Origin of the sequence: Nonomuraea sp. NPDC005692 (assembly GCF_040631115.1) — a bacterium.
GTDB lineage: Bacteria > Actinomycetota > Actinomycetes > Streptosporangiales > Streptosporangiaceae > Nonomuraea.
On sequence record NZ_JBEXYU010000019.1, the window covers coordinates 118,874 to 141,970 of the forward strand.

General features: G+C 70.1%; 24 protein-coding genes. 8 read left to right on the plus strand and 16 right to left on the minus strand.

Annotated features, from left to right (window positions below; translation table 11 throughout):
- Positions 1 to 2: 2 nt before the first annotated feature.
- From gcvPB to ABZ459_RS32290, 3 genes are read right to left on the minus strand one after another with little or no spacing between them, the layout of a single operon-like run.
- Positions 3 to 1,559, minus strand: a complete 1,557-nt coding sequence (gene gcvPB / locus ABZ459_RS32280; RefSeq protein WP_357978463.1) for an aminomethyl-transferring glycine dehydrogenase subunit GcvPB — start codon at positions 1,557 to 1,559, stop codon at positions 3 to 5.
- Positions 1,556 to 2,887 (minus strand): aminomethyl-transferring glycine dehydrogenase subunit GcvPA, encoded by a 1,332-nt coding sequence (gene gcvPA, locus ABZ459_RS32285; RefSeq protein ID WP_357978466.1) that lies wholly within the window; start codon positions 2,885 to 2,887, stop codon positions 1,556 to 1,558. The genes gcvPB and gcvPA overlap by 4 nt, the downstream gene beginning before the upstream one ends.
- The gene (locus ABZ459_RS32290) at positions 2,884 to 4,830 is read right to left on the minus strand and encodes a beta-galactosidase (RefSeq protein WP_357978469.1); all 1,947 of its coding nucleotides are present in this window, start codon (positions 4,828 to 4,830) and stop codon (positions 2,884 to 2,886) included. The genes gcvPA and ABZ459_RS32290 overlap by 4 nt, the downstream gene beginning before the upstream one ends.
- Positions 4,831 to 4,942: 112 nt before the next feature.
- On the opposite strand from ABZ459_RS32290, the gene ABZ459_RS32295 reads away from it, so the two are divergent.
- The 4 genes from ABZ459_RS32295 to ABZ459_RS32310 all read left to right on the plus strand — a co-directional run bounded on the left by ABZ459_RS32295 (position 4,943) and on the right by ABZ459_RS32310 (position 7,594).
- Complete coding sequence (locus ABZ459_RS32295; RefSeq protein WP_357978472.1) at positions 4,943 to 5,581, plus strand: GntR family transcriptional regulator; 639 nt, start codon at positions 4,943 to 4,945, stop codon at positions 5,579 to 5,581.
- 65 nt (positions 5,582 to 5,646) lie between these two features.
- Positions 5,647 to 6,618 (plus strand): pirin family protein, encoded by a 972-nt coding sequence (locus ABZ459_RS32300; RefSeq protein ID WP_357978475.1) that lies wholly within the window; start codon positions 5,647 to 5,649, stop codon positions 6,616 to 6,618.
- A gap of 65 nt (positions 6,619 to 6,683) precedes the next feature.
- On the plus strand, positions 6,684 to 7,232 hold the full coding sequence (locus ABZ459_RS32305; protein ID WP_357978478.1) for a MarR family transcriptional regulator: 549 nt from the start codon (positions 6,684 to 6,686) through the stop codon (positions 7,230 to 7,232).
- Positions 7,229 to 7,594, plus strand: a complete 366-nt coding sequence (locus tag ABZ459_RS32310; protein WP_357978481.1) for a hypothetical protein — start codon at positions 7,229 to 7,231, stop codon at positions 7,592 to 7,594. The genes ABZ459_RS32305 and ABZ459_RS32310 overlap by 4 nt, the downstream gene beginning before the upstream one ends.
- On the opposite strand, the gene ABZ459_RS32315 is transcribed toward ABZ459_RS32310, so the two are convergent.
- From ABZ459_RS32315 to ngcE, 6 genes are all read right to left on the minus strand, one after another.
- The gene (locus ABZ459_RS32315; protein ID WP_357978484.1) at positions 7,587 to 7,913 is read right to left on the minus strand and encodes a nuclear transport factor 2 family protein; all 327 of its coding nucleotides are present in this window, start codon (positions 7,911 to 7,913) and stop codon (positions 7,587 to 7,589) included. The genes ABZ459_RS32310 and ABZ459_RS32315 overlap by 8 nt on opposite strands.
- The gene (locus ABZ459_RS32320) at positions 7,910 to 9,016 is read right to left on the minus strand and encodes a low temperature requirement protein A (protein WP_357978487.1); all 1,107 of its coding nucleotides are present in this window, start codon (positions 9,014 to 9,016) and stop codon (positions 7,910 to 7,912) included. The genes ABZ459_RS32315 and ABZ459_RS32320 overlap by 4 nt, the downstream gene beginning before the upstream one ends.
- A gap of 48 nt (positions 9,017 to 9,064) precedes the next feature.
- Positions 9,065 to 9,610 carry a superoxide dismutase family protein gene (locus tag ABZ459_RS32325; protein ID WP_357978490.1) on the minus strand — a complete coding sequence of 182 codons (546 nt, stop codon included), beginning with the start codon at positions 9,608 to 9,610 and terminating at the stop codon, positions 9,065 to 9,067.
- 81 nt (positions 9,611 to 9,691) lie between these two features.
- Positions 9,692 to 10,546 (minus strand): carbohydrate ABC transporter permease, encoded by an 855-nt coding sequence (locus tag ABZ459_RS32330; protein ID WP_357978492.1) that lies wholly within the window; start codon positions 10,544 to 10,546, stop codon positions 9,692 to 9,694.
- Positions 10,546 to 11,463 (minus strand): sugar ABC transporter permease, encoded by a 918-nt coding sequence (locus tag ABZ459_RS32335; RefSeq protein WP_352326100.1) that lies wholly within the window; start codon positions 11,461 to 11,463, stop codon positions 10,546 to 10,548. Before ABZ459_RS32335 ends, ABZ459_RS32330 begins: the two co-directional genes overlap by 1 nt.
- A 4-nt stretch (positions 11,464 to 11,467) precedes the next feature.
- On the minus strand, positions 11,468 to 12,913 hold the full coding sequence (ngcE, locus tag ABZ459_RS32340) for an N-acetylglucosamine/diacetylchitobiose ABC transporter substrate-binding protein (protein WP_357978495.1): 1,446 nt from the start codon (positions 12,911 to 12,913) through the stop codon (positions 11,468 to 11,470).
- A gap of 155 nt (positions 12,914 to 13,068) precedes the next feature.
- Between ngcE and ABZ459_RS32345 the strand changes: the two genes are divergently transcribed.
- Positions 13,069 to 14,334, plus strand: coding sequence for an alkyl sulfatase dimerization domain-containing protein (locus ABZ459_RS32345; RefSeq protein ID WP_357978498.1), 1,266 nt, complete (start codon positions 13,069 to 13,071; stop codon positions 14,332 to 14,334).
- Between the two features lie 236 nt (positions 14,335 to 14,570).
- On the opposite strand, the gene ABZ459_RS32350 is transcribed toward ABZ459_RS32345, so the two are convergent.
- From ABZ459_RS32350 to ABZ459_RS32360, 3 genes are all read right to left on the minus strand, one after another.
- Positions 14,571 to 15,029, minus strand: a complete 459-nt coding sequence (locus tag ABZ459_RS32350; protein WP_357978501.1) for a hypothetical protein — start codon at positions 15,027 to 15,029, stop codon at positions 14,571 to 14,573.
- 198 nt (positions 15,030 to 15,227) lie between these two features.
- Positions 15,228 to 16,133 (minus strand): hypothetical protein, encoded by a 906-nt coding sequence (locus tag ABZ459_RS32355; protein WP_357978504.1) that lies wholly within the window; start codon positions 16,131 to 16,133, stop codon positions 15,228 to 15,230.
- A gap of 86 nt (positions 16,134 to 16,219) precedes the next feature.
- A complete protein-coding gene (locus ABZ459_RS32360; RefSeq protein WP_357978507.1) occupies positions 16,220 to 16,762 on the minus strand; it encodes an RNA polymerase sigma factor in 543 nt (180 codons plus the stop codon).
- A 92-nt stretch (positions 16,763 to 16,854) separates the two neighbouring features.
- Between ABZ459_RS32360 and ABZ459_RS32365 the strand changes: the two genes are divergently transcribed.
- Positions 16,855 to 17,298 (plus strand): NUDIX domain-containing protein, encoded by a 444-nt coding sequence (locus tag ABZ459_RS32365; protein ID WP_357978510.1) that lies wholly within the window; start codon positions 16,855 to 16,857, stop codon positions 17,296 to 17,298.
- A gap of 757 nt (positions 17,299 to 18,055) precedes the next feature.
- Here the strand turns inward: ABZ459_RS32365 and ABZ459_RS32370 are convergent.
- The 4 genes from ABZ459_RS32370 to ABZ459_RS32385 form a co-directional block, all read right to left on the minus strand.
- Positions 18,056 to 18,364 carry a hypothetical protein gene (locus ABZ459_RS32370; RefSeq protein WP_357978513.1) on the minus strand — a complete coding sequence of 103 codons (309 nt, stop codon included), beginning with the start codon at positions 18,362 to 18,364 and terminating at the stop codon, positions 18,056 to 18,058.
- Positions 18,365 to 18,466: 102 nt separating this feature from the next.
- On the minus strand, positions 18,467 to 19,303 hold the full coding sequence (locus ABZ459_RS32375) for a hypothetical protein (RefSeq protein WP_357978516.1): 837 nt from the start codon (positions 19,301 to 19,303) through the stop codon (positions 18,467 to 18,469).
- A gap of 307 nt (positions 19,304 to 19,610) precedes the next feature.
- A complete protein-coding gene (locus ABZ459_RS32380; RefSeq protein ID WP_357978519.1) occupies positions 19,611 to 20,825 on the minus strand; it encodes an aminotransferase class III-fold pyridoxal phosphate-dependent enzyme in 1,215 nt (404 codons plus the stop codon).
- Entirely contained in the window at positions 20,822 to 21,739 is a 918-nt protein-coding gene (locus ABZ459_RS32385; RefSeq protein ID WP_357978522.1) for a carbohydrate kinase family protein, read from the minus strand. The genes ABZ459_RS32380 and ABZ459_RS32385 overlap by 4 nt, the downstream gene beginning before the upstream one ends.
- Positions 21,740 to 21,810: 71 nt before the next feature.
- Here ABZ459_RS32385 and ABZ459_RS32390 point away from each other — a divergent pair, with 71 nt between their 5' ends.
- Together ABZ459_RS32390 and ABZ459_RS32395 are read left to right on the plus strand one after the other, a co-directional pair.
- A complete protein-coding gene (locus ABZ459_RS32390) occupies positions 21,811 to 22,395 on the plus strand; it encodes a TetR/AcrR family transcriptional regulator (protein ID WP_357978525.1) in 585 nt (194 codons plus the stop codon).
- Between the two features lie 49 nt (positions 22,396 to 22,444).
- The gene (locus ABZ459_RS32395) at positions 22,445 to 23,083 is read left to right on the plus strand and encodes a class II aldolase/adducin family protein (RefSeq protein WP_357978528.1); all 639 of its coding nucleotides are present in this window, start codon (positions 22,445 to 22,447) and stop codon (positions 23,081 to 23,083) included.
- The last annotated feature ends 14 nt before the right edge of the window (positions 23,084 to 23,097 follow it).

Consider the following 23,097-nt stretch of genomic DNA (forward strand, 5'->3'; position numbering starts at 1 on the left):
GCTCAGCCGCCCGCGGCCAGGTGCTTGCGCACGTACGCCCGCCAGGTCGGCGCCCACTGCTTGGGGTCCTCGAGCGGCGTCGGGTCGATCTTGTGGATCGTCTGGTTGTACGGCGCGCCCTTGACGAACTCCGGATCCCGCCGCGCCTCCGAGGCGACGTGCTCCAGGATCGCCGCGTACTCGTCCAGGTCCTCCCGCGAGTACGACTCCGTCGGCTCCAGCGTGAACGGCTCCGGCACCAGGTACGGGTGGTGGCTGGTCCAGTAGTGGACGCCGAAGTCGGCGGCGCGCACGCCGATCTCCTCCGAGTGCACCCCCGTCTCCTCCGACAGCTCCTGCCAGGAGTAGCGGACCTGCTCGATCCGGCGCTGGTTCCACGGCGCCGAGGCCCCGGGGATCTGCAGCACCTTGTGCATCAGGTAGTTGTTGTTCAGCGCCGCCGTCTCGGCCACCTCGCGCAGCCCCTGCGCGCCCAGGGCCATGATCCAGGCGTAGGCGCGCACGATGTTCGGGGTGACGCCGAGGAACGGCCGGATCTTGCCGACGCTCTGCGCGGGCGTCTCCAGCCCGTAGGAGTCGCCGTCGAAGGAGACCACCGGGCCGGGCAGGAACGGCTCCAGCTCCGGCGAGACGCCGCAGGCGCCGGCCGCCGGACCGCCGCAGGCGTGCGGCGTGGAGAACGTCTTGTGCAGGTTGAAGTGGCACAGGTCGAACCCGGCGTCGCGGGCCCTGGTGATGCCGAGGATGCCGTTGGCGTTGGCCTGGTCGTAGCAGGCCAGGCCGCCGACCTCGTGCACCAGGTCCACGAACTCCTTGATCCGGGAGTTGTAGATGCCGGTGTCCTCGGGGTTGGTGATCATCAGGGCGGCCGTGCGCGGGCCGACGGCGGCGCGCAGCGCCTCGATGTCGGGCAGGCCGTTGGCGTCCGGCATGAGGGTGATGACCTCGTACCCGGCGACCTTGGCGCAGGCCGCGTTCGAGGGGTGCGAGAACATCGTGGTGATGACCTGGTCCCGGTGGCCCTCGCCGCGGGCGGCGTGGTAGGCCCTGATCATGGCGATGTTGGCGTAGATCGCCGCCGAGCCCGAGCCGGGCTGGAGCGACACGCGCGACATGCCGGAGATCTCGGCCAGCATCCGCTCCAGCCGCCAGTAGATCTCCAGCACGCCCTGCACGGTGTCCTCGTGCTGCAGCGGGTGCAGCTCGGCGATCGCGTTGGCGAACTGGTCGTTGACCTTCGGGCTGTACTTCATCGTGCAGGTGCCCTGGCCGACGTCGATGTTGAGGTCGACGCCCAGGTTCTCCTGCGACAGCCGCAGGTAGTGCCGCACCACGTGCGGCTGCGACATCTCGGGCAGCTTCGGCGGGGTGGCCCGCCCGACGCCCTCGGGCAGCTCGACCTTCGGCGCGCCCGGCTCGGGCACGGCCAGGCCGCGGCGGCCGGGGCGCGACAGCTCGAAGATGATCGGCTCGTCCCAGCGTGCCTGGTGGAAGCGGCGCAGCGGCGGCTTGGGCGCCACCGGCAACTGCGCGAAGGACTCGGCTCCGTGCCCGCTCATGCCTGCACAACCTCCTGTACGGCTGCCGCGAGCCGGTCGATGTCGTCGATGGTGTGGCGTTCGGTCACGCAGACCAGCACCGTGCGCTCGTCCAGCGGGACGCCGCCGTAGATCCCGCGCTCGCGCAGCCCGGCGAGCAGCGACGCGGAGTCGGCCACCTCGATCGCGAACTCGCGGAAGTGCACCGAGCCCGCGTGCCGGACGGTGACCGACCGGCCCAGGGCGTCCATCGCGTACCGGGTGCGGGCCAGGACGGTCTCGCCGAGCTCCTTCATGCCCTGCGGGCCCATGAGCGCGAGGTAGACCCCGGCCGTGATGCCCCACAGGGCGGCGGCCGTGCCCACCCATTCCTTGCCCTCTTCGCGCAGGGCGAAGGAGGTGCGGTCGTAGAAGACGTCGCCGAAGCCGTACTCGCCGGGGACCTTCGTCGGCGCGATGCCGAACAGGCGCGAGGGGAACTCGGCGACCAGCGGCTCGTGGTCCTGGGTGGCGATGTAGCCGGCCTGGCCGCCGCCGTAGTTCTGGTGGATGCCGAGCGACTGGATGTCGCCGCAGACGATGTCGGCGCCGTAGGAAGCCGGCGGGGCCAGCACGCCCAGGGAGATGGGGTCGGCGCTGACGACCAGCAGCGCGCCGGCGGCGTGCGCGTGGTCGGCCAGCTCCCGGCCACGGGTCTCGACGACGCCGTAGACGTTCGGGGTCTCCAGGTACAGGGCGGCGTAGGAGTCGTCGAGCGCGACCTCGCCGATCTGCCCGTCCTCGGCCACCGGGGCGAGCTCGACGGTGATGTCGGGGGCCAGGAAGTCACGCAGCTTGCTCAGCTTGTCGGCGCTCACCGCCCCGGTGACCAGCACCTTCGACCGCTTGGTGTAGCGGCAGGCCATGCGCAGCGCGGTGCCCGAGGCTTGGAAGCCGTCGTAGGTGGGGACGTTGACGACGTCCATCTCCAGCAGCTCGCCCATCATGCTGACGTACTCGAACAGGGCCTGGAAGCGGCCGTGGTCCTCGTACGGCTCGCCCGCGTACGCGGTCAGGAACTCGCTCCTGGAGTTGACCTCGTCGCAGACGGCGGGCACGTGGTGCGGGTAGCAGCCGTGGCCGAGGAAGCTGAGCGCCTCCTCGGTGTCGGTGTTCCGGGCGAACAGCCCCTTCATGTGGCGCACCAGGTCGCGCTCGGCGGTGAACGGCGCCGGCAGGTCGAGGGGCCGGTCGAGCCGCAGCTCCGCGGGGATGTCGGCGTAGAACTCCTCGACGCTCGACGCGCCGACCGCCGCGAGCATCTCGGCTCGTACGCCCGGCTCGGCGTTGGGTATGTACGGGTGCGTCACTTCTCTCCTTCGATCCTGAGCACGACGGCGTCGCGCGGGGCCAGCTCGATGCCGCCCCGCAGTTCGGCCCCGGTGAGCAGGTCCGTCCCCGGGTACGGGAGCGTGACCGGCTGCGGGGCGGTGGTGTGGTTGAGGAGGAACAGGTGGCCGCCCCTCCTGACGGCCTCCACGCCCTCCGGCACGTCGATGCGGTCGATGCCGTCCAGCAGCGGCTCCAGCACCGGCGTCACGTCGTCGAGCAGGCAGCCGACGTAGGTGACCGTGCCCTTGCGGGTGACGGCCGGCAGGCCGTCCAGGTCGCCGCCCTCGAACAGGGCGACGGGCTCGGCGCCTTCCAGCCTGATCCACTCGGCCCAGGTGCGGGCGTCGCCCAGGCCGGTCCGCTGGACGTCCCCGTCGGCGAGCGGCCAGAACTCCTCCACGGCGATGCCGAGCAGGTCGGCCAGCGGGCCGGGCGCGCCGCCCTCGTGCACCTGGTCGCTCTCGTCCACGACGCCGCTGAACGGGCCCACGACGAGCCTGCCCGCGTACGCCTCCAGCGCCTTGGCCTGCTCGGCGGTGCACATGTACAGGTTCGGGGCGATGACCAGCTCGTACGGCGACAGGTCCCGGCCCGGCGGCACGAGGTCGACCGCGACGCCCCTGGCGTGCAGCGGGGCGTACCAGGCGAGCAGCAGCTCCTTGAGCCTGAGCCGGTTGGACGGCATGGACTCGGGGGCCTCCAGGGCCCACCAGCTCGGCCAGTCGAGCACCAGCGCGACCTGGGCGCGGGTCTCACTGCCCGCGACCTCCGACAACCGCCGCAGGTCGGCGCCGAGCGCCAGGGTGTCCCGCCAGCCGCGGGTGCGCGTCCCGCCGTGCGGCAACATCGCCGAGTGGAACTTCTCGGGGCCGTACTTGGCCTGCCGCCACTGGAAGAACATCACGCCGTCGGAGCCGTGGGCGAGCGCCTGAAGGCTGTGCAGGCGCATCATGCCGGGCGGCTTGGGGACGTTCACCTCGCGCCAGGACACCGCGGACGGCGCGGACTCCAGCAGCAGCCAGGGCGCCTGCCGCAGCGAGCGCATGAGGTCGTAGCTGAGCGCCACCTGCACGTGCGAGGTCGGGTCGGCCGGGTCGGGGTAGGCGTCGTCGCTCACCACATCCTCGGCCGCGGCCCACTTCCAGTAGTCGAGGCCGTGCAGGATGCTCATGAAGTTCGTGGTGACCGGGACGCCCGGCGTGATCGCGCGCAGCGCCGCCTTCTCGGCCAGGAACAGCTCCAGGAGGGCGTCGCTGCAGAAGCGCCGCCAGTCGAGGAGCTGGGCGGGGTTGACCGGGCCCGGCGCCGTCCTGGGCGGCTCGACCTGGCCGAAGGACGTGTAGTGCTGGCCCCAGCAGGAGGTGCCCCAGGCGGCGTTGAGGCCGCCGACGGTCGCGTACCGCTCTTCCAGCCAGCGGCGGAAGTGGGCGGCGGACTCGGGGCAGAAGCACTCCAGCGTGTGGTCGGCGTACTCGTTGCCGATGTGCCACATGGCCAGCGCCGGGTGGTCGCCGTAGCGCTCGGCCATCGCGGTGGCCAGCCGTACGGCGTGCTCGCGGTAGACCGGCGAGCTCGGGCAGTAGCCCTGCCGGGAGCCGAACTCCAGCCGCACGCCGTCGGCGTTGACCGGCATCATCTCGGGGTGCTCGCGCACCAGCCACGGCGGCGGCGTCGCGGTCGCGGTGGCCAGGTCGGCGGCGATGCCGTGCTCGTGCAGCAGGTCGATGACCCGGTCGAGCCACCCGAAGTCGTAGACCCCGCGCTCGGGCTCCAGGCGCGACCAGGAGAACACCGCGACGGTCGCCATGTTGACCCCGGCCTCGGCCATGAGCCGCGCGTCCTCGGCCCACACCTCCTCCGGCCACTGCTCGGGGTTGTAGTCCCCGCCGAACAGCAGCCCCGGCATCCGGGTCAGCCCCACTCGAACTCCTCGATCATGCAATGTAATATTTTGTATGCCGAATTCATAGTGCAGTATTTTGCATCACGTCAAGGGTTAAGATTCGGTTGTCCTGAACGAGAGGGAGTCCCCCATGCCGATCGAGCGGCGACCGTTGCGTGAGCAGATCAGGGAAGAGCTGCTGAGCCGGCTCGACCGAGGCGACTTCGCCGCCGGCACCGACATCAACGAGGCCTCCCTCGCCGCCGACCTGGGCGTCAGCCGCACTCCCCTGCGCGAGGCGCTGATCACGCTGGCGGGCGAGGGCGTGCTGGAGAGCACCCAGGGGCGCGGCTTCCGGTTCGCCCCGGTGAGCCGGCGCGAGTTCCGCGAGCTGTGCGAGATCGTGGCCGCCCTGGAGTCGCTGGCCCTCGACTGCTCCGACCCGGCCCACCTGCACTCGATCGCCCCCGACCTGCTCAAGCTGGCCCAGGACTTCCCCGACAACGTGGCCGAGCAGCAGGTCATCGAGCGCCACGACGACGAGTGGCATGACCTGCTGCTGAGCGGCTGCCGCAACGAGCGCCTGCTCGACCTCATCACCAGCGTCAAGGCCGGCATGCGCCGCTACGCGCACCTGATCGCCGGTGACGACGCCCCCTTGGAGCGCGAGGCCGCCGAGCACCGCCGCATCGCCGAGTTCCTGCTGGCCGACGAGCCGGCCAAGGCCGTCCAGGCGCTGCGCGACAACTGGATCAACGGCATGGAACGGATGATGTCCCGCATCCCGTGACCCGATGGAATAGTTGAAATCTCAACTTGGTTGCATGGGGCAGATCCCGCTGGAAGGAGCGCGACATGCCCGCCGTTACCGTTGAGAACCCGCTCACCCTCCCCCGCGTGCCCGCGCCCGTGGCGGGGGTCCCCGAGCGGAAGGTGCTCGCCGTCGAGACCGCGCCCAGCGGGTTCGAGGGCGAGGGCTTCCCCGTTCGCCGCGCCCTGGCGGCGATCAAGCTCGAATACCTCGACCCGTTCGTGATGATGGACCAGATGGGCGAGATCGACTACGCCGCCGGCGAGCCCAAGGGCACGCCCTGGCACCCGCACCGCGGCTTCGAGACCGTCACGTACATGATCGACGGCGTCATGGAGCACCTCGACTCCAACGGCGGCGGCGGCACGATCACCAACGGCGACACCCAGTGGATGACGGCCGCCTCCGGCATCCTGCACAAGGAGGCGCCGCCGGAGTGGCTCGTACAGAAGGGCGGGCTGTTCCACGGCATCCAGCTCTGGGTCAACCTGCCGGGCGCCAAGAAGATGATCGCGCCGAAGTACCAGGACATCGGGCGTTCCAGCGTCGCGCTGCTGAGCAGCCACGACGGCGGCGCGCTGGTCCGGCTGATCGCCGGCGAGCTGGCCGGGAACACCGGTCCGGGCAGCACGCAGACGCCGATCACGCTGCTGCACGCCACCATCACCCCGGGCGCGCGGCTGACCCTGCCCTGGCGCAAGGACTACAACGCCCTGGTGTACGCCCTCTCCGGCCGCGGCACGGTCGGCGCCGAGCGGCGTCCGCTGCACGGCGGCCAGCTCGCGGTCTTCGACGGCTTCGGCAACCGGCCGGGCCTGACCACCGTGGGCGAGACCGTCACGATCGAGGCCAAGGACACGCTCGACGTGATCGTGCTGGGCGGCGAGCCGATCGGTGAGCCGGTGGCCCACCACGGCCCGTTCGTCATGAACACCCGCGCCGAGCTGGTCCAGGCGTTCGAGGACTTCCAGGCGGGCCGCCTCGGCACGATCCCGGCCGAGCACGCCCATTCCTGACCGTCCCACTCATGAAGGCCCGTGCGTTCCGCACGGGCCTTCACGTTTTCTGGTAGACATTCATTGTGAAGGACGTACATAAATTTGGCCAGGAGCCGGACGGCTCCCTCTTCGACCCGCGGGCCAGGGCGGCCATGAGCGAGTTCGTCGGCGGCGGCGACACCGCGCCCTTCGAGGCGGCCGCCGCCGTGCGGACGGCGTACCAGGCGGTCGAGCGCATGCGCGCGCACGGCAGCGAGGGCCGCGGGCTCAGCTCGGGCGCGATGGACGTCCTGCTACGCCTCGGCGCGGCGGGCGCCGGCGACGGCATCAGCATCGGCGACCTGGCCCAGGCCGCCGGGGTCAGCTCGCGCAACGTCACCGGCCTGGTGGACACCCTGGAGCGCGACGGCCTGGCGCGACGGGTCCAGGACAGCCGCGACCGGCGCTCGGTGCTGGCCGTGATCACCGACGAGGGCCGGGCGTGGATCGAGGCGTTCCGCACGCCGTCCCGGATGGCGATGCGTGCCATGTTCCAGGGCTTCTCGGCCGCGGACCTGACCGCGCTGCGGCACCTGTGCCTGCGGCTGGCCGACAACCAGCAGCGGCTCTCGGCGCACCTGGAGGGGCGATGACGGGCACCCGCGAGGTGGTCAGGGCCTACCACGAGGCCAGGCTCCGCGGCGACGTGCCGGCCGCGGCGGCGTTGATCGGCGAGGGCTTCTCCTTCAGGAGCCCGTTCGTCTCCTCCGCCGACGCCGCCGGTCACCTGGCCGGCATCGAGGCCCTGGTGAGCGTGGTGACCGGCGTCGACCTGATCAGCGAGCTGTACGGCGAGTCGGAGGCGACCCTCGTCTACGACCTGCACACCGCCACACCGGCCGGCACGCAGCGCACGGCCGAGCACTTCAGGCTCGGCCCGGACGGGAGGATCCGGACCATCATGTTGATCTTCGACGCCGCGCCCTGGCAGCCGATGGCGGCGGCGATCAGGTGAGCGGCAGGGCGGCGGCGGTCTGGCGCCAGATCCTGCCGTCCCTGACGACCAGCGTCCCGAACGTGGTGACCCGGTTCCCGCCCACGGCCATGACCGCGTTGTAGAAGATCACGTCGTCCTCGATGCGCAGCGACGTGATCTCCTCCACCCGCGGCCCGGCCGCCAGGTAGGCGGTGAACAGCTCGCGGATCTCGGCGGCGCCCCTGGCCACCCGGTCGAACCGGACGACCACCGCCTCGTCGTGGTACTGGGCGAGCAGCGCCGCCAGGTCCCCGTCGGCGATGGCGGCGAGCTGGCGGTCGAACACTTCCTGGGTCACGATGTGCCTTCCGGGGAGGGGCGCAGCAGGTCGTGGCCCACCTGCGCGGCGCCGTACAACAGCAGGAGCGGGAGCGCCGCCGCGACGGGCAGCGCGGAGGTCGCGAGGGCGAGCACGGCGGCGGCCAGCCGGACGGTCCCCGCCCGGCGGTCGGCCGAGCACAGGTGCTGAAGGCCGAGCACGGCGAAGACCAGGGCGGCCGGCACCCCGACGGCCCAGCTCGCCCCCGACGGGTGCATGATCGCGTGCTCGATCCCGATGCCGAACGCCACCAGGCCCATCGACAGCGGCAGGTGCGAGTACACCCACACCTGCCCGGCCAGCTTGGTGCGCAGCACGACGGACTCGTCGACGTGGTCGAAGTACAACCACCAGAAGGCCATCGCGATGGCCACCCCGGCCAGCGCGACCAGCAGCACGGACGGGGTGACCTCGTGCCCCTTGAGCCCGGTGACCACGGCGGCGACCACCTCGCCGAGCACGATCACGACGAACAGCCCGAACCGCTCCGGCAGGTGCTCGCTCTGCGGCGGGAGCCGGCTCTGGTGGCCGCGGCTGAGCAGCGGGGTGGCCAGGTCGATCACCAGCGCCACGGCCCACAACGCGTACCGCTGCGGCGGATCGACGGCGAGGGAGGCCAGCCAGATGACCGCGGCGACGGTGAACCCGGCCGCGTACCGCACGGTGAGCGGCCTGGCCTCCGGGACGTGCCGGCCGGCTCTGAGGTAGGCGACGACCAGCAGGACCCGGGCCGCGACGTAGGAGATCGCGAACAGGGCCGAGCGTTCCTGGATGTCGCTGACGCTGGCCGCCATCGTGGCCACCGCGAGGATCTGCGGCAGCGCGAGCAGGCGGTGGCTGACGTCGTCGGTGTCGAACCGGTTGGCGTAGAAGACGTAACCCGCCCAGGACCACCAGACCGGCACGAACAGGCCGACATAGGTGAGGACGCGACCGGCGTCGGCCCCGCCGGCCAGCACGTCGGCCAGCTCGGCGACCGCGACGACGAAGACGAGGTCGTAGAGTAGCTCCAGCCAGGTGGCCCGGCGGTGCACCTGCTCGAACAACCGTAAACGGGGCGGCTGCCACTGGCGGCTAGTCAACGCGGGACCTCCACAATATGTAATTGTGTAATTATGCACGCCTTTCGGCTAGTGCAGCGTCAGGCAGGCCACCCGAGGGCCCGCCTCGCCCGCGTGGGGGCCGCTCTTCTTCGTGGCCTTGGCATGGATGACCAGCGACTTCGGCAGGGCGGCGGGGTCGAGGCTCCAGGGATGGCGGGCCGTCGAACGACCCGCGCCCGACCCGTCGGTGGTGACGTCGAGCCAGATCTCGCTGGCCGGGTCGGCGTGGCCGGGGTTGTGCTGGTAGTGGCCGCCCGCGTCGTCAGGGTCGGCGCCGCAGGGCGCGGTGTGCAGGTGGGCGCCGTAGTGATGGCGGGGCAGGAAGCCCTCCACGACCAGCGAGGTGCGGGTCGCGCCGCCGGTGGACTCGGCCGTGAGGCTGGCCTGCGCGCCCTCGGGGGCCAGGCGGCGGTCGTAGGCGATCGCCGCGGTGTCGCCGGAGGTGAACTCACCGCCGCCGCTCAGCTCCGGCACGCCCGGCGGGCTCGGCTTGGTGACCTCCTGCAGCGGCGCCGGCGGCCCGGCGCAGGCGGCGGCCGTGAACAGGACGAGCAGGAGTGCGGGCACGCGCATGAGGGACCCTCCGGGTCTGCTGACGAAAGGTCCCTCACTCTAATGAGTAGCCGTACGGCTACACGCCGTGTTCGGCGAAACTCACTTCAGCGCCCCCGAGCTGAGCCCGGACTGGATCTGCCGCTGGAAGATGATGTAGACGACCATCACCGGCAGGATCGTCATGCTCAGGGCGGCGAACAGGCCCGGCCAGTCCGCCTCGTAGCCGGCCCTGGTGGAGATCTTGGCGATGCCGAGCGTGAGCGGCCACTTGTCCGGGGCGCCGCCCATGAGCGCCAGGGGCAGCAGGTACTGGTTCCACTGCCCCAGGACGTTGAAGATCGTGATGCTGACCAGGCCGGGCTTGGCCATCGGCACCATGATCTGGAAGAACGTCCTGGTGTGCGAGGCGCCGTCGATCAGCGCCGCCTCGGCGACCGCCTCGGGCAGGGTGCGGAAGAACGCGGCCAGGAAGAAGATCGTGAACGGCAGCGAGTACGCGATGTAGACGATGATCAGGCCGATGTGCGAGTCGAGCAGCCCGAACTGCTTGACGACGAAGAACAGCGGCCCGAGCGCCAGGAAGATGGGGAAGGCGAGCCCGGCGACGAAGTAGTAGTAGATCAGCTTGCCGCCGAGGAACTTGTAGCGAGCCAGCACGTACGCCGCCATCGAGCCGAACAACATCGTGCCCGCCGTGCCGAAGAACACGACGATGACCGTGTTGAGCATGTACTGCCCGACGTGCGCCTTGTCCCAGGCCCGGCCCCAGGCGTCCAGCCGCAGCGCCCCGGGGAGCTGGAGCGGGTCGCCGAAGATCTCGGTGTTGCTCTTGAACGAGGCCAGGAACGTCCACAACAGCGGCAGGACGATCAGCAGGGCCCAGACGGCCAGGGCGACATGGGAGAGCCCGCTCAGCACGCCGGGCCGCGGCCTGCCCGCTCCACGCGAAGCCATCAGAGCTCAACCCTTTCACGCCTGGTCGTGCGGAGCGTCAGCACGGCGAACGTCACGGTCAGGAAGAACAGCACCACGCCCATCGCCGAGGCGTAGCCGACCTTGTGGTAGTCGAAGGCGGTCTTGTAGATGGTGATGGGCAGGATGGTGGTGGCGCCGTCGGGCTCGCCCCGGTCGCCCGCCAGCACCTGGATCAGCGCGAAGCCGTCGAAGGCGGCGATCCCCAGGTAGATCCAGCCGACCTGGAGGGTGTCGCGCAGCAGCGGCAGCGTGATGGAGAAGAACAGCCGCACGCGGCCGGCCCCGTCGATCGAGGCGGCCTCGAAGTAGTCCTTGGGGATGGCGGCCATGCCCGCGGAGAAGAGCACCACGTAGAAGCCGACCGCCTGCCAGACCATCACCGCGATGATCGACCAGAGCGCGAGGCCCGGCTCGGTGAGCCAGCCGATCGGCTCGGACAGCCCGAGCCTGGCCAGCGTGCCGTTGATCACACCGTCCTCGTCGGGACGGTAGATGGCCTGGAACAGCACGCCGACCACGGCCACGGCGAGAACCTGGGGGAAGAAGAACACCACCCGGTAGAAATTCGACCCCCACACCCCGCGCATTCCCGCGCCGCGGGTGCCGCCGCCGAGATTCAGCAGGAACGACAGGAACAACGCGATGACGATCGTCAGGAGCGGCAGCACCAGCAGGAGAATTCCGTGATTGCGCAGGGCCTGCCAGAAATTGTCGTCCTCGAACAACCGGCCGAAATTGTCCAGCCCCACGTATCGGACGACCGAGCTGACGCCGTTCCAGCTCGTCAGCGAGAGCTGGAAAGCCTGCACATATGGGCTGATCACGAAGACCGTGTAAAGCGCGACCGGGACGGCCAGGAACCCGATGACGAATCCGTACTTGCGCAACCGCTCCATGTGCTCAGGCGCTCCGCGTCTGCTTGGTGACGGAGTCGTCCTTCTTGACGTCGTCGGCCTTCTTCTGCATGCGCTCGCAGAACTCGTCGGGGGTGATGCGCCCGGCCATCAGGACGTTGGTCTGCTCCCAGCCGTAGTCGAACAGCTCCTTGTACCAGCCCTCGAACCGGGCGTCGGTGATGATGCTCTCGCCGGCCGCCTCCTGCGCCTTGGCGGCGCTGACCAGGCCGGGCGGGAACTCGGAGCTGTCGGCGGCGCCGGTCACCACCGTGAGGTTGTTGGTCTTCTTGGTGAAGCCCGCCGCGCCCTCCTTCGACAACATGATCCGCAGGTACTCCAGGCCGCCCCGCGGGTTCTTGCCCTTCGCCGCGACGACGAAGTTCTCGCCCACGCCGACCTGGATCGCGCCGTACGGCATCTTGTCGGAGGCGGTGACGTCGGGGATGGGGGCCAGGGCGTACTCGAAGTCGAGCGGGATGTCCTTGGTCATCTCGTTCTCGAGCCAGGAGCCGCACGGGTAGAACAGCACCTTGTTCTGGAGCTGCTTGACCTGGGTCTGGGTGTGGTCGAGGCCCAGGTACGCCTTGTCGCCGTACTTCTGCTGGATGTCCAGCCAGGCGGTGACCGCCTGCTTGACCGCCTCGCTCTTCCAGGCGTTGTCGACGAGGTTGTCGATGTCGATGATGACCTGGTTGCCGCCGATCTTGGCGGCCGTGTAGAGGACGTTCCAGAGCTGGTAGTACGGGCCCTTCTTGCCGGGATAGGCGAAGAGCGCGATGCCTTCCTTCTTGGCCGCCTCGCCGAGCGCGGTGAACTCGGCCCACGTCTTCGGCACGCTCCAGCCCTTGGAGGCGAACAGCTTGGCGTTGTACCACAGCGCCCGGTGGGAGACGGTGTAGTTGAGCACCAGGTCCTTGCCGTCGAGCTTGCCGTTCTGCAGCACGAGGGGCGTGATCGTGTCGCGGACCTTCTTGGACGGGTCGTCGAAGGAGGGCGCGTCGTAGAGCGGGGTCAGGTCGGCCAGGTGGCCCTCGGTGGCCAGCGCGGCCAGGTCGAGCGCCTCGGGGCCGGAGTTGTTGATCACGTCGGGCATGTCGTTGCCGACGATGCGCGGCCGGAGCTGGGTGCCGATCTGCTGGGTGGCGGTGTGCTTGACCGTGACGCCGGCGTGGGCCTTCTTGTACAGCTCTTCGTGCAGGTCCTTGGCGTAGGAGTCGCCGTAGCCGCCGCTGAAGATGACCACTTCGAGCGGCTTCTTGACGTCGACGCCGAAGGGATTCTTGGGGTCCGCCGACGCCGCGATCGTCGTGGCGGGCGCCGCCGAGGGCTGGTCGCCGCCACCGCTGGTCGCGCAGGCGCTCAGCAGGCTCGCGCCGGGCCCGGCCACGAGCGCGGTCAGGCCGATGCGGCGGAGCAGCTGACGCCGAGTGATCTCGCCCGGGTGGGTCATGGGGGGCTCCCGAAGAGGATTCAGTTAGGAAAGTTTCCTAAACGTTTGCCCGAACGTACGAACGCCCGCCGACACGCGTCAAGGGGGCGCAATCGAGACGTGACCTTGCCGTGATCCCTTGCCTAGAATGCCGTTCTAGAAGCAGGGTGGGTCACATGATTATCGAGTACGCGGACCGGGTGTGGCGCGGCGAGTCTGACGACAGCATCGTGGACACCGGCATGGAGGGCAAGGGCGTCCAGACCGTGACGGAAGGTGTGGGCTGGTGGGCGGGGTTCGGCAACGCGATCGCCTTCGAGACCGAGGGCGAGCTGCTGCTCTTCGACACCGGCGGGCCGTGGGCCGCCGGCCGCCTGCACGAGGACGTCCGCCGCTGGTCCAGGGCGCCGCTGACCACCGCGTTCTACTCCCACGGGCACATCGACCACGTCTTCGGCACGGGACCGTTCGAGGAGTCGGGCCCTCGGGCCACGGTTTACGCCCATCAGGCGGTGGTCGATCGGTTCGACCGCTACCTGCTGACAAATGGTTACAACACGGTGATCAACCAGCGGCAGTTCCAGAACACCCGCCTGCGCTGGCCCGCCGACTACCGGCGGCCCGACGTCACCTACACCGACGCGCTGACCGTACGGCGCGGCGGGCTGACCTTCGACCTGCTGCACGCCAAGGGCGAGACCGACGACGCCACCATCGGCTACGTGCGCGAGCACCGGCTGCTGCTGCCCGGCGACCTGTTCATCTGGGTGACCCCCAACTGCGGCAACCCCCAGAAGGTGCAGCGCTACCCGCGCGAATGGGTGCACGCGCTGCGCCGGATGGCGGCCCTCGACGCCGAGATCATGCTGCCCAGCCATGGCGCGCCCGTCTTCGGCGCCGAGCGCGTGCGGCAGGCGCTGCTGGAGACGGCCGAATGGCTGGAGTCGATCATCACGCAGACCCTCGACCTGCTCAACGCGGGCGCCAGGCTCGACGAGATCGTGCATGCGGTGAAACCTGCCGAGCGCCATTCCGACCGGCCCTATCTGCGGGCCCGTTATGACGAGCCGGAATTCGTCGTACGCAATCTCTGGCGCCTTTACGGCGGCTGGTACGACGGCAATCCGGCCAATCTCAAACCGGCCCCGGAAGCGGTGCTGGCCAAATCCGTGGCGGAACTCGCGGGCGGGCCGCACGCGCTCGCCGACGCGGCGCTCAAAGCCCTTTCCGAGGGCGACGAGCGGCTCGCCGGACATCTCGCGGAAATGGCCGCGCTGGCCGCTCCTGACGATGCGGGTGTGCATCGGGTCAGAGCCCAGGTTTTCGCCGCGCGGGCGGCCGGTGAACAGTCATTGATGGCGAAGGGGATTTTCACCTGGGCCGCCGCGGAATCCTCGGCCCGGACGGACCGGGAGACCCCGGCACCCCTCGAAGGCGCCTAGCACTCCAGTGACACATCGCGCCGGGCAGGCGCGGGGCAGCGGTAGAAGGCCGGCCCGTTGAGGATGACCATCCAGCCGTCAGGGTCTGTGCCGTGGCTCGCGGCCACCGCGTGATCTTCGGCTGTCTTCACCAACTCCGAATGATCATGCGATGGCCGTCTCCATGCGACCCCGACGCCTCAAGATCTCCAAGCGTCACTGGAGTGCTGGATGGTCACCCCACAAGGTGGCGGGCGTCACGGGCACTTCGCGCGCATCGTGGGGCTCCAGCCGTTGTGGACGACGTACTTGCTTCCCGCGTAGTAGCTGACCTGGCCCTGCAGGCGGTAGGTGAAGGTGTCCCCTCGCTTGCAGCCCTTGTACAAGGTCTTCTTGCCGGCGCCGTACCAGGAGGCGCTGGAGATGTTCTGCCAGCCCCACCAGCGCTTGCGCTGAAGCATGATCTTGACGCGCTGGTTGCTGGAGCAGCCTATCGCCCAGCCCGTCGCGGCCACGTGTCCCTTGCGCATCTCCGGACGGTACACACGCACCTCACGGCAGGACATCGTCGTCGAGCCGGCCCTCGCGGCGGCCGTGGTGACGGTGGCGAGGGAGGTCTGGGCGCCGGTCTGGACGGAGGCCTGCGCGGGGGCGCCCGCGGTCAGAGCCGCGGCGGCGACCGCCGCACCGAGGACCATCGTGTTGAGCGTTCGCATCGGGTTCTCCTTGGTGCTCGTCGTACTGGACACCGCGAAGGTAGCCAGGCCGATGTTGAGACCCTGTGGAGCTCCTGTTGAGCGGACGATCGGCCAGGTGCACTCCGGAGACGCATCGCGATCATGATGGGGACCTGCGCCGGTACCGGCGGTGTCGGGCGCTGGACGCCACCCGGGCCGGTGCCGGGGTTCGCGGGCTCAGGGACGGGTCCAGCTTTCCTGTGGCCGGTCGGCCCGCGGCAGGGAGTCCTTGGGGACGTCGGCGGGAGCCACGGCGTCCACCCTGACCGTGTCCGAGGCGACCTTGATCGCGCTGTCGACGATCCAGTCGTCCTTGACGTGCTCCGCGGCCACGTCGTAACCGCTGCCGCTGCCGTCGGGGTTCGACCACATCACCACGTACTCGATCTTCAGGCCGCGTCGCGACAGCTCGGCCCTGGCGTGCGAGACGGGCTTGCCCACGACCTTGACGCCGGCCACACCGTCGGCGGCCAGACCCACCGTGCTCGGCGCCATCGCGGCATACCGCTCGCCGGGCTCGGCAGGGCGGCCGATCCCGACGATGACCTTGCCCTTGTACCCGGTCGGCATGGAGATCGTGCCGCACCAGACCGACGCGCAGTTCTCGACGCTGCGAACCGTCACGCCGGTCCCCGGCGGGAAGTTCCCGGGGGTGGCGGGGCCGAACAGCATGCCCGCGTACTCGGGCGCGACCGGGATCTTCTTGACCGTGGCGTCCAGGCCGACGGCCCTGAACGCCTCGGTGTAGGCCGCCGCCTCCGCCTCAGGGTCGGTGATGACGACGTCGATGAAGTCGTCGCCGGTCTTGACGGTGACGGCGGCGTTGGCGTACTCGGTGACCGGGCCGAAGATCGGCAGCGTGACGGCGAGCACGGCGGCCAGCCCGGCCGCCACCGCCCCCAGCAGGAACACCTTGCGCGGCGCCCTGCGGCGCGGGCGCGCGACAGGCCCGCGCTCCTCGGCGGTGATCGGCTCGGACGTGATCGACTCCATGAGCGCCCGCGCCCCCGCGCCGGACGCCTGCCCGGCGGGCACCCCCGCCAGTTCCTCGTCACGCACCCGGGCGAGATCGGCGATGTTCACAACGAGCTCCTTCCGGCGCCTGCGCGCGGGATCGGCGGCGTTCACAACGGGCTCCCTGTCGCGTTCTCTCGCGGGATCGGGGATGTTCACAACGGGCTCCCTTCGAGGGCGACGGCCTGTGTGTGCTCGACCCCGGCCTCGGCCAGGCGGCGGGCGAAGCGCCGGCGCGCCCGGTACAGGCGGACCCGTACGGCGTTGCGGGTGATGCCGAGGGTGGTGGCGATCTGGCCGGTGTCCAGCTTCTCCCAGGCGACCAGGGTGAGCAGCTCGCGGTCGTCGCCGGAGAGCATCCCGAACGCCCGGGCCAGCGGCGACAGGTCCTCGACGGACGGCCCGGCGACCATGGGTGCGGCGGCCAGTTCCGCGCGTAGCGCCTCGGTGCGCCGCTCGTGGCGGCGCTCACCGCGCCGGTGGTTGGCCAGCACCTTCCTGGCCACGCCGTACAGCCAGAGCCGGGCCTCCTCCCCGCTCGGCACCTCCTCGATGCGCCGCCACGCGATCATGAACGTCTCGGCCACGACGTCGGCCGCGTCGTCGGGGTCGGGGCAGCGGCGCAGCGCGTAGCCGAGCAGGGGTCTGTAGGAGAGTGCATAGATCTCCTCGAACCGGCTCTCGGGATCGGCTCCCATCCGGTCTCCTCACGTGAGCGTCAACAACACTCACCCCATGTCCGGATTTTTGGCAGCATTACAGCTCTTGGCGGGAGGAGTCGGTTTTGACGGTGAATCGCATCGTAGGCGTCGGTGTGCTGCTCACGGATCCGGACGGGCGCGTGCTGCTCGGCGAGCGGGTGAAGGCGGGCGAGCCCTTGTCGTGGTGCCTGCCCGGCGGGGCGGTGGAGCCCGGCGAGACCTTCGAGGCGGCGGCCGTCCGCGAGCTGGCCGAGGAGACCGGCATCCGCGACGCCGGGCCGCCGGTCGTCACCGGCGTGGCCCTGGACCACCCGGAGGGAGCGGTGCGGGTGACGGCGGCGGTCACCATGCTCCTGGGCGCCGACGCTCCGGCGGTGACCGAGCCGCACGTCTTCCGCTCATGGCGGTGGTTCCCGTACGACGGGCTGCCGTCCCCGCTGTTCCCGGCGACCGCCCTCGTCCTGGCTGCCCCAGCCTCCGGTTCCCGCAACGGGCTCTACAGGATCACGCCGCCGCCCGTCGCCCAGCCGTGATCCCGGTCCGTCAGGACAAGACCTGCTGGAGAGATGGTCCGGCGTTCGCGCGGACGGTCCAGGCCACGAGGTGGTCGACCTCGGTGCAGACATCGATCCGCGCACGGACGTCCTCAGGCCCCTCGATCCCACGCTCGGCCACCCGCTTCATGCCGGCCAGCAGTCAGAGACCTGCTGTTGAACCAGCAGATGCATCGATCAGAACCTGAGGCACCCGGCGCTAAGACGTCCTAACAAAAGGATCTAGGAATAGGGGTGATCGCCTTCAGGTTGATCACCGCGTGAGGAAGGGCGAACATCCACCGTGGATCGTGGCCGACGAGTTGTGCGCCGCGATCATGCTGGCGACGCCTTGCCCGCTGACCTTCCTGTCAGGGAACTCTAGAGGCCGGACCTCACCGCCCGGCGCCGTGCTCGGTAGTTCGTCCAGGACAGGATCGCGCCTGCGGTGATGAGAAGCGCTGCAACGCTCCCTGATAGCAGCCGACGAGTGGGGCAATCGGGGTTACTCGGTTGATAGCCATCTCCGAGGAAGGCGCTTCCACACGTCAGCGAACTGTGACCGTCCCAGCCCCATGGGTTTGGGAAGAAGAAGCCGAGGGCGACGCCGCTCATCACCATGATGACGCCGAGTACCCACCAGGCCCTGACCACAGTCAGCCACGTTAGATCAGTGGACGGTGTGCCGCCACTCGGTGGCCCTTCCCACGAGATGGTGCAGGAGCCGACAACAGACCAGATCATTTTGATAGGACTTCTAAGAGCGCTGCCCATCCGAGTCGTCGAACACGTCACGTGCGGACTGGACGCTGCTCGCACGCAGAGCCCAGCGCTTGAGCAGGTCGACGTCGGTGCAGGTGTTGATCCGCGCGCGAACATCCTCGGGAACCTCGACCCCACGCGCTTCCAGCGCATACAGCACGAATTCCCGCCCGGTTTCGGCTGCGGCTTCCGCACGGCCCTCTTCGAGCCCTTGCGCACGGCCCTCTTCGAGCCCTTCCGCACGACCTCGGCCGAAGTGCTGACGGGCGAAGGGGCTGTAGACCGGCCAATCGGTAGACATCATGATCTCTTCCGTGAACGCCCGAACCGCAAGAACCGCTGACCAGCAGCGTGGTCGCCGAATCCTCGACGACCACGCCCACCGGAGACCTCGCCGCCAACCGCGTTACCCGTCCGAGTCCTCGAACACGTCACGTGCGGACTGGACGCTGCTCGCACGCAGAGCCCAGCGCTTGAGCAGGTCGACGTCAGTACAGGTGTTGATCCGCGCGCGAACATCCTCGGGAACCTCGACCCCACGCGCTTCCAGCGCATACAGCACGAATTCCCGCCCGGTTTCGGGAGCGGCTTCTGCACGGCCTCGGCCGTAGTGCTCGTGGGCGAAGGGGCTGTAGATCGGCCAATCGTTGGACCTCATGATTTCCTCCAAGATGCGCCCGATCTCAGGCACGGACATGCCGTGTGCGTATTCATAATACTTCGGAGCGTGATCGAGGGTGGTCACCGTCAGAGCCGCCGCAAACGCCTCCAGCACCTTGCGCTCGCGTCCGTGGATCATGACGGACATCACCGCGAGTTCCAGGTGGGCGGCGGCCTCCCGTGGGTCGGTGATGGCCGGCACGTCACCCGGGCCGAGCACGTGCGCCTGCAGGCGGTAGCCGGTCAGCCCGGAGTCGATCGGCTGGGAGTAGTAGGCGGCGGCGGCTCGATCGGGGCACACCACCAGGACCGTCACGTCGCAGCGGAGCATCAGCCATTGCGCGGCGGCGTACCGAGCCAGTTGCCGGGGATCTTTGGACTTGTCCTGTTGGATCTCCACGATGACGGCGTGTGCCGGGCTCTGTGGCGGACCGAGCACGATGCCGAGATCCGGTTCGATGTCGTCGGAGGGCCGGGTGTTGAACAACCGGTCCTCCTGCCGCACCAGCGGAGTAGAAGGCAGTTGTACGCCCATGAGGTCGCGAAGGATCTCCACCGCCAGTTGGGGGCGGTCGGCGAACATCTGCCTGAGGGCGTCATGTCGGGGGGACGGCATGACACTTATTGTCACACGGCGAGCGCGTAGCGTGACCATGGACTCTGGAGGGGATTGCGGCCTCGTTCGTCCAGGTCGGTCAGCGGACAAGCGAACGGGCCCGCTGGAGATGCGATGACGCCGTTCCGGGCCGGGGAGCAATGCACGCACCCGGCAACCGACCAACGGGCGGGCCAACCACACGTTCCAAGGAGCCGGCCGGATGGGATCCCGCGGGCCCACCCGGTGGCCAGGGAACGGGTGGGGCAACCGCGGGCGTCGGTCGGGTGAGGGGTCAGGCGAAGTGGGTGCGGGTTTCGGTGAAGGCCTGGTCGGTGGCCTCCAGGGCGCGGGCCACGTCCGCCTCCGTCAGTGCCGCCGACATGAACCAGTTGTGCCACGGGTGCAGGTACACCCCGTGCCGCAGGCAGGCGTCGCTCCAGTACAGCGCCGTGGACAGGTCGGCGTCGCCGTCGAAGCTGAGCCACGGGATGGTCACCGGGCCGGTCTGGTTCACGACGAAGCCGTGGGACTTGGCCTGGGCGTACAGGCCCTCCCTGAGCTGGGTGCCGGCGCGTTCCATGGCGCCGATGCCGTCCGTGTCGCGCAGGGTCTCGATGGTGGCCTTGGCGGCGGCCATCGCCACGGCCGAGAACCAGAAGGAGCCGGTCGTGTAGAGGGTCTGGGCGGCGCCGCGCAGGGCGTCGGTGCCGGTGACGGCGGCGATCGGGTAGCCGTTGGCCATGGCCTTGGACCAGGCGGTCAGGTCGGGACGCACCCCGTACGGCTCCCACGACCCCCGCAGGTCGATCCGGAACCCGGCCCGCACGTCGTCGATCACCAGGGCCGCCCCGAGGCGGTCGGCCAGGGCGCGGGCGCCGCGCGCGAAGGCGGGCTCGACCAGCTCCTGGTCCTCGAAGGAGTCGTGCTTGAAGGGGGTACAGATGATCGCCGCGACGTCGCCCTCGACGGTGGCGGCGGCGGCCTCCAGGGACTCCAGCGAGTTGTAGGTGAACTCGACCAGGTCGGCGCGCTCGTTCGGGGTGGTGCCGGCGGTGGAGGGCGTGCACCAGGGGTCGGCGCCGTGGTACGCGCCGTGCGCCATCAGCACCTTCGTGCGCCCGGTGGCGGCGCGGGCAACCATGAGCGCCTGGGTGGTGGCGTCGGTGCCGTTCTTGGAGAACATCGCCCAGTCGGCACTCGGCACGGTGTCGACCAGCAACTCGGCCAGCTCCACCATGACCGGTCCCGGGCCGTTGAGGCAGTCGCCGAGCGCGAGCTGCCGGGCGGCGGCCTCCTCCACGCGCGGGTGCCGGTGCCCGAGCACGACCGGTCCCCAGCTGCACATAAGGTCGATGTACTCGCGGCCGTCCACGTCCCATTGGCGGCAGCCCTCGCCGCGCTGGAAGAACTGGGGGTAGCCGGGAGCGAAGATGGCCGCGTTGAGGTGCCCGTACATGCCGCCGGGGACGACCTTCAGCGCGCGCTCGCGGAGTTCGGCGTCAGTCATGCGAGAGTCCTTAGGGTGGATTCGAGGTCGGTGAGGCCGGCGTCGGAGCCGAGCCCGGTGGCCACGCGGGCCGCCGCGGCGGTGCCCCAGCGCGCGGCCTCGACGACGTCGCGGCCGTGCAGCAGGCCGGTCAGGAAACCGGCGCAGTACGCGTCGCCGCACCCGGTCGTGTCGGCGACGTCCGTCTCCAGCGCCGGCACCCGCTCGGGCCCGCCGGAGGTCAGCACGAGGCTGCCGGCCGCGCCGAGGGTGACGAGCACGCCCTTGGGGCCGTCGGCGAGCAGGGTCGCGGCGGCGGTGGCCACGTCGGGGTCGCCGGTCATGAGCAGGGCCTGCGACTCGTTGGGCAGCACGTAGTCCACGTGGGGCAGGAACGCGCGGGCCATCGCCAGCAGGTCGGGCAGCTCCGACAGCAGGTCCATCGTGACGATCGTGCCGGCCGCGCGCACCTCGTCGAGGAGGGCGAAGAAGGCGGGGTCGCCCAGGCCGAAGGTGACGTCCATACCGCCCAGGTGGATGGCCCGGGCGCGGCGCAGCACGTCGGGGTCCAGGTCGGCGAGGGTGACGCCGAGGTTGGCGCCGGGCACGTGGAAGCTGGGCCGGCCGCCGTCGGGGCGGATGGGCAGGATCGAGGCGGCGGTCTGCTCGCCGGCCCGGCGGACCAGGCGGGAGGCGTCCACGCCGCGCTTGGCGAGGACGGCCACCAGGAAGTCGCCGAGCTCGTCGTCCCCGATCGCGCCCATGGTGATCACGTCGTTGCCGAGTTTGACCAGGTCCACGGCCGTTCCGGCGGCGGCGCCGGCGGCGGTGAGGCGGATCTGCTCGACGAGTACGGTGTCCTGGCCCTCGGGGATCTGCTCGACGGGCCTGGCGAGGATGTCGACGATGTGCACGCCGACCGTGGCGACGGTCATGGACTAAATAGACAGACGTCCGAATAAAAAGTCAATATGGTGGGAGTCGCCGCGAGAAGAGGGGGATCCCGATGCCGAAGATCGTCGATCACGATGAGCGCAGGGCCGAGGTCCTGTCGGCGGCCCGCAGGGTGATCGTCAGGGACGGCATCGACGCCGCCACCACCAGGGCCATCGCCAAGGAGGCCGGCTACTCCAACGGCGTGCTCGCGCACTACTTCGCCGACAAGGACGAGATCCTGCTGTCGGCGCTGAGCCAGTCGCACCAGCGCATCAGGGAGCGGCTGATGCGCAAGGTCGAGGGCGTCACGGGCCTGGCCGCCCTGCGCGAGCTGCTGCTGGACAACCTGCCGCTGGACGCCGAGCGCACCCAGGAGAGCCGGCTGGAGGTCAGCTTCTGGAGCCGCAGCCTGGCCTCGGACCGGCTGGCGGAGGTCCAGCGCGCCGAGGCCGACGAGCTGCGCGCCGCCGTACGGGAGCTGCTGGGGCAGGCCCGCGCGGCCGGCGAGGTGCGCGCGGACGGCAGCCTCGACGACCTCGCCGAACACCTGCTCGCCCTGGTCGACGGCCTCAGCCTGCACCTGCTCCTCTACCCGGGCCGGCTCACCCGCGTCGACCTCGAACGGCTCATGCTCCAGGCGCTCGACCGCCTGTGACCAAGGGAGCGCTGGAAGTATTTCGGACGACCGACTACTGTGCCGACCCATGAGCCTCCGCGAGCAGTTGTGCGAGTACGGCAGGCGCGCCGCCGAGCTGGGCCTGGTCATCGGCACCTCGGGCAATCTGAGCGTGCGCCGGGGTGACCAGGTGGCGGTCACCCCGTCCGGCGTGGCGCTCGACCGGCTGACCCCGGAGGCGTGCCCGATCGTCGACCTGGCGGGTCACCTGGTCGAGGGCGAGCTGCAGCCGTCGTCGGAGACCCCCATGCACCTGGCCGTCTACCAGGCGACGGGCACTCAGGCGATCGTGCACACGCATTCGGTGTTCGGGACGGTCGTGGCCACGACGATGACCGAGCTGCCGCCGGTCCACTACAACGCGCTGCTGCTGGGCGGCGTGGTCAAGGTGGCCGAGTACGCCACCTACGGCACGCCGGAGCTGGCCGCCAACGTGCGGGCGGCGCTGGCGGGCAAGCAGGCCGCCCTGATGGCCAACCACGGCGGGGTGACCATCGGGGCGACGCTGGAGCAGGCGTTCGAGGCCACCCGCCTGCTGGAGTGGCTGTGCGAGGTCTACGTGCGCGGGCTGGCCGTGGGCAGGCCGACGGTCCTGACCGACGACCAGCTCGCCGCCGTCGTGGACCGCGCGGCCAACCCTCCGGCGTTCCCGCGCCGCCCGAGCTGACCCGGGGAGCGCGA